17 protein-coding genes are annotated in these 17,310 nt (G+C 52.4%); 7 read left to right on the top strand and 10 right to left on the bottom strand.

Annotation, left to right across the window (positions count from 1 at the left end):
• Positions 1 to 444: metal ABC transporter solute-binding protein, Zn/Mn family (locus HVE01_RS13195; protein ID WP_186808845.1), on the bottom strand; the 444-nt coding region annotated here is incomplete at its 3' end.
• A 178-nt stretch (positions 445 to 622) separates the two neighbouring features.
• On the opposite strand from HVE01_RS13195, the gene HVE01_RS13190 reads away from it, so the two are divergent.
• Positions 623 to 1,363: a metal ABC transporter ATP-binding protein gene (locus HVE01_RS13190; RefSeq protein WP_146944663.1), complete on the top strand. Its 741-nt coding sequence runs from the start codon at positions 623 to 625 to the stop codon at positions 1,361 to 1,363.
• Entirely contained in the window at positions 1,353 to 2,156 is an 804-nt protein-coding gene (locus tag HVE01_RS13185) for a metal ABC transporter permease (RefSeq protein ID WP_146944661.1), read from the top strand. Before HVE01_RS13190 ends, HVE01_RS13185 begins: the two co-directional genes overlap by 11 nt.
• A 7-nt stretch (positions 2,157 to 2,163) precedes the next feature.
• Here HVE01_RS13185 and HVE01_RS13180 read toward each other — a convergent pair whose 3' ends face one another.
• The 4 genes from HVE01_RS13180 to HVE01_RS13165 all read right to left on the bottom strand — a co-directional run bounded on the left by HVE01_RS13180 (position 2,164) and on the right by HVE01_RS13165 (position 7,134).
• The gene (locus HVE01_RS13180) at positions 2,164 to 3,252 is read right to left on the bottom strand and encodes a DUF1513 domain-containing protein (RefSeq protein ID WP_146944659.1); all 1,089 of its coding nucleotides are present in this window, start codon (positions 3,250 to 3,252) and stop codon (positions 2,164 to 2,166) included.
• Between the two features lie 3 nt (positions 3,253 to 3,255).
• A complete protein-coding gene (locus HVE01_RS13175; RefSeq protein WP_146944657.1) occupies positions 3,256 to 4,287 on the bottom strand; it encodes an imelysin family protein in 1,032 nt (343 codons plus the stop codon).
• Between the two features lie 49 nt (positions 4,288 to 4,336).
• Positions 4,337 to 5,776 (bottom strand): di-heme oxidoreductase family protein, encoded by a 1,440-nt coding sequence (locus HVE01_RS13170; protein WP_146944656.1) that lies wholly within the window; start codon positions 5,774 to 5,776, stop codon positions 4,337 to 4,339.
• A gap of 77 nt (positions 5,777 to 5,853) precedes the next feature.
• The gene (locus HVE01_RS13165; protein ID WP_146944654.1) at positions 5,854 to 7,134 is read right to left on the bottom strand and encodes an imelysin family protein; all 1,281 of its coding nucleotides are present in this window, start codon (positions 7,132 to 7,134) and stop codon (positions 5,854 to 5,856) included.
• 172 nt (positions 7,135 to 7,306) lie between these two features.
• Between HVE01_RS13165 and HVE01_RS13160 the strand changes: the two genes are divergently transcribed.
• Complete coding sequence (locus tag HVE01_RS13160) at positions 7,307 to 8,173, top strand: LysR family transcriptional regulator ArgP (protein WP_125745979.1); 867 nt, start codon at positions 7,307 to 7,309, stop codon at positions 8,171 to 8,173.
• A gap of 141 nt (positions 8,174 to 8,314) precedes the next feature.
• Positions 8,315 to 10,108, top strand: coding sequence for a diguanylate cyclase (locus HVE01_RS13155; RefSeq protein WP_146944652.1), 1,794 nt, complete (start codon positions 8,315 to 8,317; stop codon positions 10,106 to 10,108).
• A 22-nt stretch (positions 10,109 to 10,130) separates the two neighbouring features.
• On the opposite strand, the gene HVE01_RS13150 is transcribed toward HVE01_RS13155, so the two are convergent.
• From HVE01_RS13150 to HVE01_RS13140, 3 genes are all read right to left on the bottom strand, one after another.
• Positions 10,131 to 10,688, bottom strand: coding sequence for a cytochrome b (locus HVE01_RS13150; RefSeq protein ID WP_125745975.1), 558 nt, complete (start codon positions 10,686 to 10,688; stop codon positions 10,131 to 10,133).
• A 180-nt stretch (positions 10,689 to 10,868) separates the two neighbouring features.
• On the bottom strand, positions 10,869 to 11,063 hold the full coding sequence (locus tag HVE01_RS13145) for a tautomerase family protein (protein ID WP_146944650.1): 195 nt from the start codon (positions 11,061 to 11,063) through the stop codon (positions 10,869 to 10,871).
• A gap of 37 nt (positions 11,064 to 11,100) precedes the next feature.
• A complete protein-coding gene (locus tag HVE01_RS13140) occupies positions 11,101 to 11,973 on the bottom strand; it encodes a LysR substrate-binding domain-containing protein (protein ID WP_146944648.1) in 873 nt (290 codons plus the stop codon).
• A 101-nt stretch (positions 11,974 to 12,074) separates the two neighbouring features.
• Here HVE01_RS13140 and HVE01_RS13135 point away from each other — a divergent pair, with 101 nt between their 5' ends.
• Positions 12,075 to 12,953: a DMT family transporter gene (locus HVE01_RS13135; protein WP_146944646.1), complete on the top strand. Its 879-nt coding sequence runs from the start codon at positions 12,075 to 12,077 to the stop codon at positions 12,951 to 12,953.
• A 4-nt stretch (positions 12,954 to 12,957) separates the two neighbouring features.
• Here HVE01_RS13135 and HVE01_RS13130 read toward each other — a convergent pair whose 3' ends face one another.
• A complete protein-coding gene (locus HVE01_RS13130) occupies positions 12,958 to 13,731 on the bottom strand; it encodes an RsiV family protein (RefSeq protein ID WP_146944644.1) in 774 nt (257 codons plus the stop codon).
• 112 nt (positions 13,732 to 13,843) lie between these two features.
• Positions 13,844 to 15,277 carry a hypothetical protein gene (locus HVE01_RS13125; protein ID WP_146944642.1) on the bottom strand — a complete coding sequence of 478 codons (1,434 nt, stop codon included), beginning with the start codon at positions 15,275 to 15,277 and terminating at the stop codon, positions 13,844 to 13,846.
• Between the two features lie 316 nt (positions 15,278 to 15,593).
• Here HVE01_RS13125 and HVE01_RS13120 point away from each other — a divergent pair, with 316 nt between their 5' ends.
• Positions 15,594 to 15,968 (top strand): septal ring lytic transglycosylase RlpA family protein, encoded by a 375-nt coding sequence (locus HVE01_RS13120; protein WP_089038975.1) that lies wholly within the window; start codon positions 15,594 to 15,596, stop codon positions 15,966 to 15,968.
• A gap of 219 nt (positions 15,969 to 16,187) precedes the next feature.
• Entirely contained in the window at positions 16,188 to 17,192 is a 1,005-nt protein-coding gene (locus tag HVE01_RS13115) for an NADP-dependent oxidoreductase (RefSeq protein ID WP_146944640.1), read from the top strand.
• The last annotated feature ends 118 nt before the right edge of the window (positions 17,193 to 17,310 follow it).

The raw sequence follows: 17,310 nt of genomic DNA, 5'->3' as shown, positions 1-17,310 counted from the left end.
GTGGTCGTGGTCGTGGTCGTGGTCGTGGTCGTGGTCGTGGTCGTGGTCGTGGTCGTGGTCGTGGTCGTGGTCACCCAGATCAAACGTCGCGCCTTCACGATATGCAAACGTATTAATGCCGGGTACGCCCATTAGTTCCAGATGCTCGGCGTCGTTTGCCAAATTGGCGATCGGAGCCGATAACCAAGGCGTTAGATCATTACTTACCCATACGACCACATCAGCATCATTTAACACTTTGGCTTCCGAAGGCCTCAGTGAGTAGCCGTGGGGTGATGCACCAGGCTGAATGAAAAGGTCGGGAGTCCCGAGATCCCCCATAACTTTGGCCACTAGCGAATGGACCGGCGGAATGTCTACCGCCACACGGGGAACGGCGGCCAAGGCTGACAATGGAAAGCTCGCTAATACCGGCAGGGTGTAACGTAAAAGTCTGTACTTCATGATGTTCTCCAAATTATCAAAACCATAATGCCCCCTCTTTCATAAGTTCTATTTAGGAAGCCATACGACCTAGTTAGAAAGCGTTGATAGCCACAGAAGCATTAGTCCTTATTTTTAATATATGTTATAACATAACAATTAGAATCAGAATAGCAATTAACCGAGAGGCTGCAAGCTGATGTCTCAATTCACACCCGGTAATGCCCCTCTCCTGCGCGCCAAACAAATCAATGTTCTGATCAGTGGCCAGCATATTTTGAGAGATATTAATCTGACATTGCACCGTGAAGAGATTGTCACGCTGATTGGCCCAAATGGCTCAGGAAAATCAACGTTAGTTAAAACATTAGTTGGGGCCATTAAGCCAACATCAGGCTATGTGGCCATCGATGAGAAGTTGTCTATCGGTTATGTGCCCCAGCGACTCCATTTAGACTCAACGCTACCGATGACGGTCTCGCGCTTTATTAACCTTCCTCACCGCCATGCCCGCCGCGATGTGCAGCAAACATTAGCAAACGCGGGGGTCGAGGCATTGGAAAATTCCGCCATGAGCCACCTTTCAGGCGGCCAACTCCAACGGGTACTGCTGGCCCGGGCGCTTATCACAAAGCCAGACATCTTAATTCTCGACGAGGCAACACAAGGGTTGGACTATCGAGGCATTGCGGATTTTTATAAAAAAATTGAAGAGGTTCGCCAGCACTATCGCTGTGCCGTATTGATGGTCAGCCATGACCTTCATGTCGTCATGCGTACCGCCGACCATGTGCTGTGCTTAAACGGCCACATCTGTTGCGAGGGCAAACCAGAACGTGTTGCGTCCTCCCCAGACTATCAAGCGTTATTTGGTGAACAGACAGCACAGATGCTTGCTTTTTATCGTCATCACCATGAGGAGGCAGCCCATGTTGGATGACTTCATGTGGCGCGCGACTATTGCTGGGATATTCGTTGCCCTTGCTGCGGCACCGCTTGGCTGCTTTGTGGTTTGGCGACGCATGGCTTACTTTGGTGATGCAACATCTCACGCCGCTATCCTTGGCGTTGCGCTGGCTTTAATGTTCAATCTCTCTATTTTTGCAGGCGTATTAACCGTTGCCCTCACTATGGCCGCTTGCGTAACGCTACTCAGCGGGCGCGGTTATGCCATGGATACGCTACTCGGCGTTATGGCGCACTCGGCCTTGGCGATCGGCCTGGTCGCTGTTTCATTTATTTCGGGAGTCCGGATTGATCTGACGGCATATTTATTCGGCGATATCCTGGCCGTTGGCCAGAATGACCTGTGGATCATCGGTGGCGGCGCATTACTGATATTGGCGTTACTCTTCTGGCGTTGGTCGGCACTTCTGACTGCCACACTGAGCGATGAACTTGCCTACGCCAATGGCATTCAGCCCCGCCGCGAGCAATTGGTCTTAACTCTTTCTCTTGCCCTGGTCGTGGCTGTAGCACTCAAGGTGGTCGGTGCATTGCTAATTGCAGCCTTACTGATTATTCCTGCTGCAACGGCAAGGCCTTTCTCCAGAACGCCTGAAATGATGGCACTAGTAGCTATGTGTATTGCGACATTGGCGGTTACGTTGGGACTCAGGGCCGCTTACTATTTTGATACCCCCACGGGGCCGACGATTGTTACCTTGGCCGCTGGCTTTTTCGCGCTTTCGACTCTAGGGATAAATACTTTTCGCTATTTAGGCCGACGTTAGGTATCTGTCAGGTCAAATGGTTATCCCAGCGGAATTCCTGGCTGGCGAGCAACTCGGGCACTGCCGTGTCAGGGGTTACACGGTAGAGTCCGCCCTGGCCGGAGGAGACCAGAAAGCCGCCACTCCCATCACAGCGGGCACCGGCAGCGTCGGGTAGCTCCAGGTTAGCGTTCAAGCGGCCCTGTTCAGCATCTAGCAGCAGCACCCGATTACCGCGAGGAGCGGTCACCAGAACAGTTGCTGAAACACGGCTAAACGCGACGCTAGCGGTGTAGTGCCGGAGGCTGGTGGTGACCTCATCGGGCAGCGCCAGCTCTGAGAAGTCTCCGGCAGCATCCAGACGACAAATCAGCGGATAGGATTCCCACTCAGGGCCTTCAAATTGGTATCCGGCGATCACCGTGCCGTCCGCTGCCACGTCTAGATGGCGGCAGCTAAGCTGGTGGTGCGAAGGGGCATGGCGGGCGACTACTTCGCCACTGTGGCGATTCATAAGCATCAGCGCCGGGGCCATGGTGTCCAGATTGAGCTTTACCCGGCCGTAGTCTGGATGAGTCTGGATTCCGCCCAAACCAATCACCAGAGTGTCGCCATCCGGCATCAGCCGAAGCTCATGGGGTCCGATACCATCCAGCGACATATCGCGCACATGAGCGTAGTCGTTGGCAGCATCGTAAACGCGCACTAGCCCGGCGCTGTCCGCCAAACGATTGGCGGTGACATACAGATAGCGCCCGTTCAGGTCGAAAACCCCATGTCCATAGAAATGGTAACCTTCTCCCGCTGAAATGGTATGAGCTAAGCGCCGATTAGCCCCATCGATCACATGCATTCGAGTGCCGGGGCGGCGGGCAAAAAGTACTGCCTGGTGGGAGCTAGGACGTAGGCAGCCCCCGTGACAGCGCTCGGGCACTTCAATCATAAAGCGGCTTTTGCCATCCAGTGCCACTCCAGCGATGTAGTGCTTCCCATCAAGATCATCAACCGCGCTAAACAGCCAGTCAGCATTTTCGCGCCCCGGCACCGCCCAGCTCAGTGGTGTTAATGCCATTAAGACGCTTCCTAGCCCAGCTTTCAGCACCTGCCGTCGCTGCATCGCTCAATCTCCATCGCTAGAATTAAAGCCACGCACTAGGCCAAGCTCGGCCGCAATTTCGGTTCCTAGCAGATAGTTCAACTGACCAATATTGAGGTAAAGCGACTGCAGATCACGAAAGGCTTGATCGTCCAGTGACGTTGTCAGCTCCGAAGGCAGATCACTCGCCTTGGCTAACGTCTTGTCCAATTGATCACGAAATGTCTCGGCGAGTGGCACTGCATCGGCTTCGCGCAGCAACGTCGAGAGCCCTGGAAGAAACCCTGTGCGCAGCCCTTCAAGCGTACTTTCCACCAAACGAATGGAGTTACCGCTACGCCAAGCTTCCGCTAAATAACGATTAGCAGGCGCCCCTTGTAGCCCCATTGGCTCACCAAGACGTTTCTGCTCTAGGGTTTCGATTGCTTGAATGGCGTTAGCCAGTGTGGTTTCGGTGTAACGCGGGGTATCACGATAGTGCATACCAAAGGCCTGCCAGTCGCGCTCCAGTGCGCTACTCGTGTCTACGAGATGAGTAGAGATAGCCTGCAACAAGCCGCACATAGCCGGTTCACCAAGTGGCCGGTCACTCATAGCATCGTCATATAGCAAGTACTCAATAGCCGGAAATCCCTGAATCGCGACGCTATCGCTAGCAATATCTTCGGCCGTTGGCATGGTGTCCGCTCTCAACCATCCTTCTACCTTGCTACCTACCAGGTTTTTGCGGTCTGGCCAGAACTGAAGTTGCCAGCCACGGCTATTCTGCTCAATGGGCCCAAACTGGACAAAGCGCACCGCCTGCCAAGCTTGATAAGCCCCCAGCCAGTCGCTTTCAAGCCGCTGCTTGAGCGATTCATCGGGAGCTTGGCAAAAGCGCGTTGCACTAGCCTCAAGGCGCTCAGAGGCATGACTGAGTTCGGCATACTGCTGCGCTATCGCGCCATGCCAGATATCACGTGGTGTATTGGTGTCCGTATCAGCGGAACCCAGTGCAGAAAAGGGAGCCGCTAAAAACGCAACGGCTACCCCCAAACGACGAAGAGAAGAAATCACATTAACTCCTTACGAATAGCCGACAGCCGTAACAGAAGCGTTGCAAAGCTCATAAAGACTCAAGAAAGCGAATAAGTTCCGCGCGCTGGTCAGCGGGGAGATGTCGATAGGCTTCAATGGTCGCTTCTGCTTCGCCACCATGCCACAGCACCGCCTCCTCCAGCGTACGAGCACGGCCATCGTGGAGAAAGCCAGCCCGAGGATTCACCGTTTGTGCTAAGCCAATCCCCCACAACGGTGGGGTGCGCCATTCGCGCCCATCCGCTTGGAATTCACTACGATGGTCGGCCAAAGCTTCGCCCATATCGTGGAGCAGCAGATCGCTATAAGGCCATATTTCTTGATTCGCTAACGCCGCCCGAGGTGCATCCGAGGCAGTGCGATGACGGGGGGTATGGCAGCTTGCGCAGCCCAGTGCGTTAAATGTCTCGGCCCCCTGTATCACCTCAGGATCATCCATGTTGCGGCGCATCGGTACCGCTAGGCTAGAGGCATAGAAGGTGATGAAGTCTGCAATGTCATCGCTGACTTCAGGCGTTCCACCATCAGCAAAGGCATCGCACCCCTGACTCTCCATGCAATCCGTTTGCGGCGCTAAGCGAGACGTTAGCCCCATATCGCCGGCGAAGGCGTGCATGCTCTGCTGTTCAATGCTGGGCTCACCCGCTTTCCAACCAAAGCGCCCCATCACCGTGGTGCCACTGCGCACATCCCAGACTTGGTTATAGCGCCCAGAAATGCCATCGCCATCGGTATCGTTGGGGTCGGCAGCCGCCATCAGGTCTGCTTCAGGAATCGCTTCCAGCAGGCCCAAACCAATCATTGGTGGCGCCAACCGTGGCGACGTCAGCAGCGTATTTGGTAGCTCACCGTAGGCAAGTTCGGCAATTGAGTAAAGCGGCTCCTGCAAGGTAACGCGATGGCCGTCAGCGAAGCTCACCTCCCGCGGACGGTACTCAATGACCAGTTTGCCCTCCGGCTGCACGCCAGGAATCGCAGAGGTTTGTAGCTGCAAGCCGTAGCTGGGTACCGGCAGCGCGCCCCGTTGCTCTAGAGTTTCCGGCTCCGCCTGATCGGAAGGCAGCGAAAGACGCAGGAACAACGCAATGGGGGGTTCATCCCCCATCGGCGGATGGCCACGCCCATCCTTGAGATGACAGCCTTGGCAGCTATTGGTATTAAACAACGGGCCCAGGCCATCACGGGCTTCAGTGCTGGCAGGTGCGACCACCCAGGGGTTGCGGAAAAAGCTATTGCCGACGCTGAAGTCAAGCCGCTTGGTCATCGACATGTTACGTAGCGGTAATGAATAAGCGTTGTGATCAAATTGTTCCACTGCCCCATGGCCACCACTCATCGGCGACAATTGAATGGCGGGAGATTCAGCCGCCTGCAGAGAGGCCACTACCAAAGAGGCCGCCAACAGTATTAAGAAAAGGCTGCACTGAGCGAGTCGCCTGAAGGCAAAAAAGCGAGAGAAGTGGCACATAAGTATACCTTGAGACAAACGACAAAAGCCGTCCGACAGCCAAGCTGCCGGACGGCTCATAAAATCACACTAATGATTTAGAAGCGATGGCCTGCATCATCCGGCTGTAAAGAGGTAACCCCCAGCTCACCGGCGGCTTCTTCAAGGGATGCCGTTTGCGCTACCAGGGCGAAAATGGCGTCGTTGATCAACTTACTCCCTTGCTCGTTGCCGGGTGCAATCATCATATCAAACGCCATCGGCGAGCTTTCCGCTTCAGCCGCTTGCTTGATAGCATCAAGCTTGGCCATGGTTGCCTCAAGTTGGTCACTCAGGCTATCAGCAAGTGCTTCATTTTGCTGCGACAACAAGTTTTCCAATGACGGGCCCTCTACGATACTGCCATCCAATCGCTGATAGCTGCCCGTGTAAATATTCTGAATCCCCTGGCCATTATAGTAATGGGAGTTATGAGTATTATCGCTAAAGCAGTCGTGCTCATCCTCAAAAGAGTTGGCTTCAAGCGCAACTTTCAAGCGCTCTCCTGCTAGCTCGCCCAACGATAGCGACCCCATACCAAATAGCATACGGCGCAGGCCTTCTTGATCGCTTTCAGCCAGTAGCTCCTGACGGTAGTTGTCTTCAACTTCCGGTGACCACTGAGCCACCATCCACTCAAGATCGCTGACTAGCAGGTCCGACACTGCATCCAGGTACGCTCGGCGGCGATCGCAGTTACCATGGGTACAGTCATCGCCAGTTTGGAAGTCGCTCACCGGACGTTCACCACTGCCTGCTTCGAAACCATTAAGGTCCTGCCCCCAGAGCAGAAACTCGATAGCGTGGTAGCCGCTGGCGACGTTGGCTTCTGAGCCACCTACTTCGTTAAGATCGGCTAAGAGCTCCGGCGTAATATCACTGACATCCAGGGCTTCCCCCCCTATCGTGATACGTTCGTTGGCAATGACATTAGCAGTGGCCCCTTCATTACCCAACTCATGCTGGTAGCCATCGCTTTCGACATAATCAATCATGCCTTCATCCAGAGGCCAAGCGTTCAGCTGCCCTTCCCAGTCATCCACCACCACATTGCCAAAACGAAAAACTTCGCTTTGCTGATACGACACCCGTGCTTGCAACCAAGCTTGCTTCGCGGCGTTCAGGGCCTCAGCAGTGGGGTTGGCCAGCAATTCGTCGATACGCTCGTTCAACACCTCGGCGGCATTGAGCGCATCGGCGTAATTGGCATGCGCCAAGTCAGCATAGTGATGGACCACAGCATCGGCGCTAACGGCATCGTCAGCGGAAACGGCAAAAGGCATCAGCGCGCTAAGCGCAACAATACCTGCAAGAGGGCGACGGAGCATGTTGAAAGGCATTACAGTGTCCTTTAAGCGATGGCATTAAGAGGTTAGTGTCGTTTCCCTGCAGATTAATGTAATTCATTTACTTATGACATTCAATCTCACCTAAGTAGGATATGGCGCTTTTATTTGTTAAATACGCGCCTTTTGCATAACGTCATTACTTTCTTAACCTGGGAAGACGGCCATGTTGGATTACAAACTTCTCCATGCCCTGGCCACAGTAGTGGAGTGCGGTGGTTTTGAACGAGCAGGCGATACATTAGGGCTTTCTCAATCAGCCATCTCTCAACGTATAAAAGCACTGGAAGTACGCTTAGGCCAGCCTGTGCTAATGCGTCACCCCAAGCTTTCACCTACACCGGCTGGTCAGCGGCTGCTCACCCACTACCAGCAAGTACAGTTGTTAGAACGTGACTTACAGCAGACACTACCTACGCTAGATAACGCAACGACCCGACTAAGAATCGCAATCAATGCTGACAGCGTGGTGACGTGGTGGGCAGCCGCAGTGGCAGATATCTGTCAAACCGAAGGCGTATTGCTCGACTTAGTTATTGAGGATCAGGACGTTGGGCTTAACCGTCTGCGGGATGGCGATGTCGCAGCCTGTCTTTGCTCTACGCCAACACCCATCGCGGGTGCACGGTGTATTAAAGTAGGTGACATGCGTTATCTCCCGCTAGCATCACCCGCCTACGTGCAACGCTATTTTCCCGAAGGCCTTTCCGCAGAAGCCTTCCAGCAAGCCCCGGTGATTGTATTCGGCCCTCATGACCAGCTTCAGCATCAATTCCTTGCCCAGTGCGGTTATCACGGCCATTTCCCCTACCACCTGTGCCCTTCATCAGAAGGGTTTGTGCGTCTCGCCGCCGCAGGCATTGGCTACGGAATGGTTCCACAACTGCAGGCACTAGACCAACTGCAAAAAGGCCAACTAGTCAGCATCGCCCCCGGCCACTCACTGACAGTGCCACTCTATTGGCATTTTTGGCGCCATAGTGGACAACTAATCCAGCAACTAACCAAAAGTCTGAACTGCCTCATGCTTTAGACCCATTGTCGACCTCTCGCGTTGAAAGAGGTCTACACTCTCACTAGGAGCAAAACGTGCCCAAGGCAGGCAAGGGAACCTAGGCACTAAGACCTAGAAGCGATAAAACCCAACGTAAAAATAACCAAAATAGCGATATTTATGGATGCTTACCGTTGGTTAAAGCGCCTTCCGGCTGGCTTGTTAGTGCTTATTATTAGCTGGCATTCACAAGCAAGCATGGCAGCTACCCTCGTCGCCTCGCCCGAGCAGGCGCGTTACGATTTAAATGAAGTAAGCGGTTACTGGAGCACATTAGAATCGCTAAACCTACGCGATGTTTTAGCATTATCTCCTTCATTCAAACCGGTCCACCATGCTTCTGACCTACATTTCGGCTACACACAAAGCGATGTTTGGCTAACAACGCAAATTCATAATGCATCGCCCCTCCCAGCTACCTGGATGGTTAAATTCGAATACCCATTTTTAGACCATGTCACCCTGTATACGCTGAGGGAACACGCTAGTGATGTTCAATACAGCGGAATCGCCGTTCCAGTTGACGAGCGATCAATCGCCCACCGACAAGCCGTTTTTCCGCTAATGCTGGACGGCGGGGAAACAGTGACGATCTATACCCAAGTAAAAGCTGCTGGCAGTAAATTCCTGAGCTATAGCTTAATGACGCCAGAGGCGTTTTATGCTCAGAATGACCAGCATAACTTCTGGCTGGCGACTTACTTCGGCATATTGCTAACATTAAGCGTTTACAACCTGCTGCTATTTTTTGTGCTTAAAGAGCACGTATTTCTCTACTACGCTCTATTTGCCTTCGGTTTTACGACGGCATCTTTGACGTTCAATGGCCTGGGTACGCTGATGTTTTGGAGTTTCCTAGGCGACAACACCCCGCGCCTGGTAGCAATTGGTTTTACGTTTGCTTCTGCGATGGGAGCCCTATTTACCCAAAGCTTTCTTAACACAGCCATCTACTGCCCGCGCTGGCATCAAATCATCACGCTGTTTCGCAGCTACTGCTATGTAGCGCTGGTAGCAGTGATATTTTTGCCAATTCAACCCGCCCTGCGCTTAATGGATATAACGGGATTTGCTACCTCATTATTAATGCTCGTGTGCGGTATTTATTGCAGTTGGCGCTGCGTGCCCAGCGCGCGTATTTTTGCGCTTGCCTGGTCAATCTTTTTACTAGGGGCTAGCGTCTTTGCACTTCGAAACCTTAGTATTCTGCCCGCCAACTTCCTCACTCTTCACGGAATACAAATCGGCTCAGCCATTGAGATGTTGCTGCTATCTTTCGCACTGGCCGCACGTTTTAACAAATTAAAATGGCAAAAAGAGCGCGCCCAGGCAGAAACCGTCGCAATGCTTAAAAAGCAGGAGGCTATTCTAGAAGCAAAAGTAGCAGCCCGCACCCAGGCGCTAGAGAAGCTGGCCAACCACGACACCCTTACCGGCTTGCTTAACCGCAATGGGCTGGCACGCTGCGCAGAAGCGGCTCTTCAACATTGCAAACAAACGCATACGCCTTTAGCGCTAGTCATGTGTGACCTTGACTGCTTCAAACCAATTAACGACCAGTATGGCCATGAGGTAGGCGACTTCGTGCTTCAGCAAGTTGCCAAGCGTCTCGTGCACGTGGCACGTGGGAGTGATCATTGCGCGCGCTTTGGCGGCGATGAGTTTATTCTCTTACTAGAGGGGATAACTGATCAGGCGACGTTAGAGGAGATGCGTAACCGTATCGAACAGACCGTTCGCTCGCCTATCAAGCTACCTGATGGCACGTTAGTTAGCGTCGGCGTCAGCATCGGTATTTGTACCAGCCATGCAGATAACGATACGTTAGCCAGCCTGCTTCGTGAAGCGGATAGCCAGATGTACGCCGTTAAGTCACGCCAAACCACCCGTTGCTATGGTTATGGTTCAGCGTGATATTAACGGATAGTAAGCGCTATCAGTCAAACAAGCTCATACGTTTCATAACGTTATCGTGCTTGATTCGCCAATGAAATAAAGCACCCGCAATATGCAGCGTAATAAGCACGACTAACGCCCAGCCTAAACGCTCATGCCAAACAAACAGCGTTTGCGAAAGCGCTTCGTTCTTGCCCAAGATTCCCGGCAAATGCCATTGAAAAAACTCAACAGGAAAGCCACCGGTAGCAGTGGCTGCCCAACCCAGCAGTGGCATAACCACCAATCCCGCATAAAGCAAGTGATGCACGCTAGTACTGATAATTCGCTCGAAAGCATTGAGTGGCGGCTCGTGGTCGGGCACAACAAAAGCTAGCCGCGTAATAATCCTCAGCGTCATTAGCAATAGTATCGTCACACCTAAGGTCTTATGGCTGGTATAGAGTACGTTGGTAAGCGTATTCCCCAGCAAATCAACGGTGCGTTCATACCCCAGGAAGCCCAGCGTTAGGCCACTTGCCAATGACAGCAACACAGCGACTGCCACTAGCCAGTGCAATACTCGATGCGGATAAATGTAGTGATCTAACTCGTGCATTCAGAACTCCCGGCTCATGCGCCTCATGGTAGTTAGCTTAGCTCAGTCAGCTTGCATTAGAAAAAATAATGCTCATTTACGACTCGCAAACTCGAACGCGAGCCCGGTCTTTTTTTCATTGATTTTGTTTTATCTGGCCTATGCTCATCACGTTAATCAGACAATCCTAAATTAGCACCCTCATTGAGCAGTATCGCGGTCAACCCCCATTTGGCCGCCTTTGGACCAATTTTCCTGGGTTACTTCTTGAAAAAACACCTGCACGCTCGCCGGATCGCTACCATACACATCGCTGAAAGCGTCAGTAATGCGCTTTGCCAACTCTCGCTTTTGGGCAAGATCACGGGGGAATTGCTGGATAGTGACTATAGGCATCTTAACTTCCTATCAAAGAACACATTAAAACGACACCTTATAACGCTTCACTAGGTGCCGCTAGCTGTTCGCGAATCAATTCTCCTAAACGCCGCGCAGGTTCAGAAGGACGGTGTGGGGCACGATGGAGCGCTAGCTCAATCACTGGCAAGGCAGGAAGGCCACTGCTGTCATCCAGCGGGCGCAACGATGGGGTTAACATACTATGCGTTACCACAACAACGGCTAACCCCGCTGTCACGATAGGGGCAAGCCCCGCCATTGACTGGCTAGTATACGCAACGCGCCAATCACGCCCAGCCGCCTGTAACGCCTGCTCGGCAACCTCGCGAAAAACATCAGCGCCTGGCGAATAAAGTGCCAGCGGAATAGGGTCACTTAGCGAAGGCTGCTGATTTACCCCGACCGCCCATATTAGCGGCTCACGGCGAATCACATCGCCTCCTGGCGAGTTTCGTTGGCGAGTCACTAGCGCCAAGTCCAACTCCGCTGCTTTAACCTGTTCGACCAAGTGAGCACTGGTACCACACTTTACGGTTAGTCCCACCGCAGGATACAGCTGGTGAAAGTACGCAAATACCGACGGCAATAGCGACGCATAGTCTTCAGGAATGCCCAGCGTTAAATCACCCGTTATCTGGCGCGCCTGCATATCGCTCCAGGCGTCATCATTGAGTGCCAAGAGGCGGCGCGCGTGAGCCAGCAAACGATCTCCTTCAGGGGTAAAACGTAGCTGTCGCCCAGCTCGCTCATGCAAACGCACATCAAGCTGCATTTCTAAACGCTGCAACTGCATGCTCACTGTTGATTGGGTGTACGCAAGACGCTTGGCCGCTGCCGTAACGCTACCTGTATCGGCAATAGTAACCAGCGTACGAAGCAGCGTTAAGTCAAACGTTGGCGCGCGCATACATCACCATTATTGATAATAATGATCATAAAAGATCGATATTGTGATGAGTGTTTAATGAGTATGCTGCGTGCCTCAGGTTAAACGCAAGGAGAGATGCCATGCAGCCCGTTCATTCCCCGGTTGTCATATCACCCAGGTACAGCGTATGCGCAGCGCTTGTGGCGGTGATGTTATGGAGCATAGCGCCGCTGTTAGCTGCACTGGCACAAGATACCTCTCCGCTTCAGCTTAGTGCACTTACGCTGCTGGCAGGTGCACTGGCAACATTGCCACTCAGCCGTCGCGTTAATATCGCGACTTGCCGTACGCGCTGGAAAATTAGCGTATGGCTTGGCCTACCACTGTTGATTGTCGGCGCTGTTAGCAGTTACTACATTGGCATGCGTCTAGCACCTGCCGCAGAGGCCGCGTTGATCACCTACACCTGGCCAGTGCTGTTTGTGTTATTAAGCCAATGGAGCCGGTTTGGTCGTCTGCATATCGCCAGCGTGACAGGCGCGCTAATTGCTTTTTCAGGCGCTGCTATTTTGTTACTACCGCAAGCCTTAAGTGGCAGCTTTGGTGGGGCCGCCTCAGGATATGGGTTAGCGCTACTGGCGGCTTGTTGCTGGGCGCTCTACTCCTGGCTCGGGCAAGTAGCTCCTGTGCCACTGACGCCATTGCTCCCGAGGCTATTAATGATTGCCTGCGCTGTTGCAACCTGCGCCAGCTTGATAATGGAAGGCACCTTCATAATGCCGCAGGGTGAGACTCTGTTGGCGGGCATCGCGTTGGGACTTGGGCCGTACGGTATTGCGATGGTGGCCTGGGATAAAGCGCTACGGTTTGGCCAAGCCAGCCTGGTAGGCAGCCTTGCCTATGGCGTACCCATTCTCGCGGCACTGCTACTGGTGCTGGCAGGCGTCAGCGTGTTTGACTGGCGACTGCCAACGGCCGCCTTATTGGTCGTCGTAGGCTGTTTAAAAGCGAGCCGCTAAAGCACTATTGACCTAAATAGCGAGGCTTTGCGATACCTTCCAGCGCATCAAGGGGGATCGTCAGAACAGGCTGGCCGGCTGCATAAGGGGCAATTTCATAGACGTTATATTTAACTTCCCAGGCAGTTGCCAACGGGGCTATGTTGCGACTCTCGCTGAGCGGCCAATTGAGGGCAAACTGCTCATCATGGCCCATCTCCTCTATCCAGCGTTGGTGGGCCTGATCAAGCAGTGCTTGAAAAGCGCTCTGCTGACCTTCCAACAGCATATCGTCTGGATCAACCACACGCAGCTGACGCTCGTCTATCACCATAAATTCAGTCATTGGCAAACCATGCGCCTGCCCCGCGTGATAAACGTAGCTACTTAGCTCAAGTATCAATAAGTCGTTGTGCTGCCCATAAACCTCAGCTTCTAATATCGCCTCGCTAGTCATTGTTCCCGGCGCGGTGCGATTATCTTCCTCAGCTAGCTCAAAAAAGTTTTGTGCATAGGCCTGCCAGCTATCAGCGGGTAATGCATCTTGCTCAGTAATGCCCATCGCAAGCGTTAACAGCCGTTTTTGTAGCTGCTCCGTTAGCTCTGCAGAGTGCGGAAACGCAAGCGCAGACACAGTGACGGTAGAGCACTGTTCAGCTTGACACTCAGGTGCTATGTACTCTTTTTCAACCGCTTTGGAAACAAGCGCAAGTGACTCCTCAGAAGCATTATCCGACGACTGACAACCACTTAATAACAATAAACCAATCACCGTTAAACCGAATGAATAGCGCAGCATAAAACCACCTTGTGAATAACGTCGCCACCTTCAAGCCACGTAAAATGTAATACAAAAGCAAACGCCCCTACTGTCACCAGCAAGGGCGTTGCATCATACAACGTGCGCTAAATTACGCGTCAGGCTGCATTTCTGTTGGCTCTGTATTGACTTGCAACTCAAACATGCCACTGCCGCTAACTGCGAAACCACGTGCAACAACAGTGTAGGTACCCGGCAAAAGCGCCTGCTCTAAACGCGAGTTAGTGCCGCTGCCGCCGTCATCATCGCTATAAGAATCGCCGCCGCCACTTAGCTCTAAATACGTATCAAAGTCACTTGAACGCATGCTGAGCCTAACCAAAGAGCTTTCTTCTAAAGTGAGTTCATAGGTCAACGGCTCACCACTATACCAGCCAGTGAGCGTTTCATTAGCTGTTAACTCACCCTCATTACGTAGTTCTACACCCTCCGGCAATTCACGCGGCTCTACTGAAAGCGTAAACAAACCGCTGTCGGAGCCATACGCCGTACGTGCTGTTAATTGATAACTACCCGGTGCTAAAAAGTCGGCAATACTGGCATCCAGATTGCCAGCACTGTCGTCATCTTCGCGGAAGTAGCCATTTGGCCCTTCCAGCACAAGATAAGAGTCGATATCACTTGAGCGCATATTAATTTGATACATACCAGCTTCTTCGATCTCTAGCTGATAGCTTCGATCCTGGCCGCTAAACCAACCACTCAGCGTTTCGCTGGGTACAACGCTCCCTTCATTGCGCAGATCGTCAGGCATTTCACGTGGTTCCGCACTCAAGGTGAAAAGACCACTCCCTTCGCCGAAGGCAGAACGTGCGGTGACGGTGTAATCACCAGGAGCAAGGAAATCTGAAACACGTGCATTCAAGTTGCCAGCACTATCATCATCCTCACGGTTATAGCCGTTCGGCCCAGACAGCTCCAGATACGCATCAAACTCATCGGCACGCATCTCAATTTGATACATACCTTCTTCTTCAACGGTTAACGTTACTTCCCGTGGCGTGCCCGGCAGCCAGCTATCCATCGGCTCGCCAATGGTCAGCGTGTCAGAATCGCTCAGCTCAACCGTACGGCTATTAAGGGTGAATGGGCCATAGCTACTTGCATCCGCCCCACTGACGGCCACTACGTATTGACCATCTTTTTCGATACGATGACGAACGGTCTCGGCATTCTCCAGCAGCTGCAGTCCATCGTCATAGAGAGCGACGACTCCCCTTAAGGCACCACTGAGAGAAAACTCGACTAACGAGTCCTCTTCCAGGCTGATGACATAGCGCACATAGCGGCTACCATCATTACCGTTCAGCTCCGCTGCCGAGGTAATCTCTCCCCTAGTTTGCTCACCCAGCGTGATACTTTCGAGCCCTGCTAGTGCTTGGGAAGTCTGCCCCTGCTCCGCACTGGTAGGTTCATTGGCGATTGCCTTTGATGTAAAACTGGGCGCCGTCTGAGCGGCTAACAACCCAACAGCAACCCCACCGGCGGCAACCAAAACTAGCGTTAGAGAAGAAGACTTAGCCATAGGTGCATCCTTGTTTATTGGCAAACATGTAAAACCTAGCGAGTGCTAATTATATGATGCCTATCTGAGTAAAGTGAGCCTTTATCTAAAATTTATACCAGACACATGACACCGCCGAGTTACATCGACCACACTTCGTTAACTTGCTGAATCACAACGGCACTGAAGAAAGTTGCAAAAAATCTTAATTTAGAAGCCAATTGCATCGATCTTCGTAAAGCTTGCCGTATTAAAATGACCACGTTACTATCGGGGCAGATATCGGTAAATACTCCGACACATAAAGAATCGGCACAATGTAAACTGAGGCACTCCAATGGGAGCATCTAAACGGTTCATCCGCACGAGCTGTGCTGCGGCATTACTCACTTTCTTTTCCACTGGTCATGCATTTGCCACCGAAATTCAAGAGGGAATTGCATCCTTCTACAGCGATCGCTTCCAGGGCTCCCCGACTGCCAGTGGCGTACCTTTTGACCAGCAAGCGCTTACGGCTGCCCATCCAACACTTCCTTTTGGTACCAAGGTGCTTGTTACCCGCCCTGATACTGGCCAGGAGGTCGAAGTACTGATAAATGACCGCGGCCCCTTTGTTAAGGGACGTATTATTGACCTATCAAAACGGGCAGCTCGCCAACTCGGTATGATCCGGCGTGGCGTTGCACCAGTCATGATCACCCTGGTCGATTAACGGATAACACACTCGCAAGCGTGTGATACCCCTTAAACAAACAGCGTTGAAGAAGATTAATGGAAAGCGGCTCACCAGGGCCGCTTTTTTTATTGCACAGCAAATTAACGCTTCGACGAACTTGAAAGCGCGCTAACGGTCTCTATGCTGCAAAGAGATATGCTGCAAAGAGATTTGCTGCAAAGAGATTTGCTTAAATCACACATGCAGGAGGCGCCCATGCAATCTCGCTTTTTTACCTTAACCGATTACCCCACCGGCTTACCTAAACGTGAACTATTTTCACTTCAAAATCATGAGCTTCCCGACCTTGACGAAGGTGAAGTAAGAATTCGCAATCGCTGGCTGTCCGTTGACCCATATATGCGCGGACGAATGACAGGCATGCGCACCTATGTCGCCCCTTTTGAGCTGGGCAAGCCGATGGAAGGCGGCGCAATTGGCGAGGTCATTGCGTCTAACCACTCAACCATTAAGGAAGGCGACAAGGTCAGCCACATGGGTGGTTGGCGGGATATCGCGCAGCTGCCAGGCGACAGTGTTACTGCGCTACCAGACAGTGACGTACCAGAACAAGCTTATCTCGGTGTATTAGGCATGCCAGGCATGACGGCATGGACAGGTTTGAATCTTATTGCCGAGTGTAAACCTAGCGACAATGTACTGGTAAGCGCTGCCAGTGGTGCTGTTGGCTCGCTTGCTGTTCAGCTGGCGAAAGCAAAAGGTTGTCACGTGGTTGGCATCGCTGGGGCCGCTCACAAGCTTGCGTGGCTTGAGTCATTGGGCGTAGAACCGGTTAGCTACCAAGGCCGAAGTGCGCAGGAGCTCAGCGACGCTATTAAGCTTGCTAGTCCTAATGGCATTGACGTGTATTTTGAGAACGTTGGTGGAGTCTGCTTAGAAGCAGCGCTAAGTCAACTCAATGACGGCGCGCGCATTGCGGTATGCGGCATGATTGACAGCTATAACGCCGAAGTACCAGCACCAGGGCCGAGCAACCTTTCCCAGCTAGTGGTACGCAAAGCTAAGATGCAGGGATTTATCGTTGCCGATCACTGGTCTAGCTATCGCTATTTCCTTAACGAAGTCTCTCCTCAGGTAGCGAAAGGCAATATAGCTTATAAAGAAACCGTCAAAGAGGGTCTTGAAAGCACACCGGATGCCTTTCTAGCGCTTTTTGAAGGGGGCAATACCGGTAAAATGCTGGTGAGGCTCACTAACTAAGCCATGCTTGCACTAAGTTAACCCCCGCTCACTTCCCGCCCCCAACGCAAAACCGCGCTACGTTAACAGGCGCGGTTTTTTGGCTTATAGCATTACTTAGCAAGCAAATAATTAGACC

Source organism: Vreelandella venusta (assembly GCF_007989605.1).
GTDB classification, from domain to species: Bacteria; Pseudomonadota; Gammaproteobacteria; order Pseudomonadales; family Halomonadaceae; genus Vreelandella; species Vreelandella venusta.
Note: the sequence above shows the minus strand (reverse complement) of the source record. Positions and strands in the feature narration are given on the sequence as shown.

Bases quoted from the DNA above. Each gene is read 5' to 3' on its own strand.
- HVE01_RS13190 (WP_146944663.1), top strand. From the start codon at position 623: ATGTCTCAATTCACACCCGGTAATGCCCCTCTCCTGCGCGCCAAACAA.
- HVE01_RS13185 (WP_146944661.1), top strand. From the start codon at position 1,353: ATGTTGGATGACTTCATGTGGCGCGCGACTATTGCTGGGATATTCGTT.
- HVE01_RS13180 (WP_146944659.1), bottom strand. From the start codon at position 3,252: ATGCAGCGACGGCAGGTGCTGAAAGCTGGGCTAGGAAGCGTCTTAATG.
- HVE01_RS13170 (WP_146944656.1), bottom strand. From the start codon at position 5,776: ATGTGCCACTTCTCTCGCTTTTTTGCCTTCAGGCGACTCGCTCAGTGC.
- HVE01_RS13165 (WP_146944654.1), bottom strand. From the start codon at position 7,134: ATGCCTTTCAACATGCTCCGTCGCCCTCTTGCAGGTATTGTTGCGCTT.
- HVE01_RS13160 (WP_125745979.1), top strand. From the start codon at position 7,307: ATGTTGGATTACAAACTTCTCCATGCCCTGGCCACAGTAGTGGAGTGC.
- HVE01_RS13155 (WP_146944652.1), top strand. From the start codon at position 8,315: ATGGATGCTTACCGTTGGTTAAAGCGCCTTCCGGCTGGCTTGTTAGTG.
- HVE01_RS13150 (WP_125745975.1), bottom strand. From the start codon at position 10,688: ATGCACGAGTTAGATCACTACATTTATCCGCATCGAGTATTGCACTGG.
- HVE01_RS13145 (WP_146944650.1), bottom strand. From the start codon at position 11,063: ATGCCTATAGTCACTATCCAGCAATTCCCCCGTGATCTTGCCCAAAAG.
- HVE01_RS13140 (WP_146944648.1), bottom strand. From the start codon at position 11,973: ATGCGCGCGCCAACGTTTGACTTAACGCTGCTTCGTACGCTGGTTACT.
- HVE01_RS13135 (WP_146944646.1), top strand. From the start codon at position 12,075: ATGCAGCCCGTTCATTCCCCGGTTGTCATATCACCCAGGTACAGCGTA.
- HVE01_RS13130 (WP_146944644.1), bottom strand. From the start codon at position 13,731: ATGCTGCGCTATTCATTCGGTTTAACGGTGATTGGTTTATTGTTATTA.
- HVE01_RS13125 (WP_146944642.1), bottom strand. From the start codon at position 15,277: ATGGCTAAGTCTTCTTCTCTAACGCTAGTTTTGGTTGCCGCCGGTGGG.
- HVE01_RS13120 (WP_089038975.1), top strand. From the start codon at position 15,594: ATGGGAGCATCTAAACGGTTCATCCGCACGAGCTGTGCTGCGGCATTA.
- HVE01_RS13115 (WP_146944640.1), top strand. From the start codon at position 16,188: ATGCAATCTCGCTTTTTTACCTTAACCGATTACCCCACCGGCTTACCT.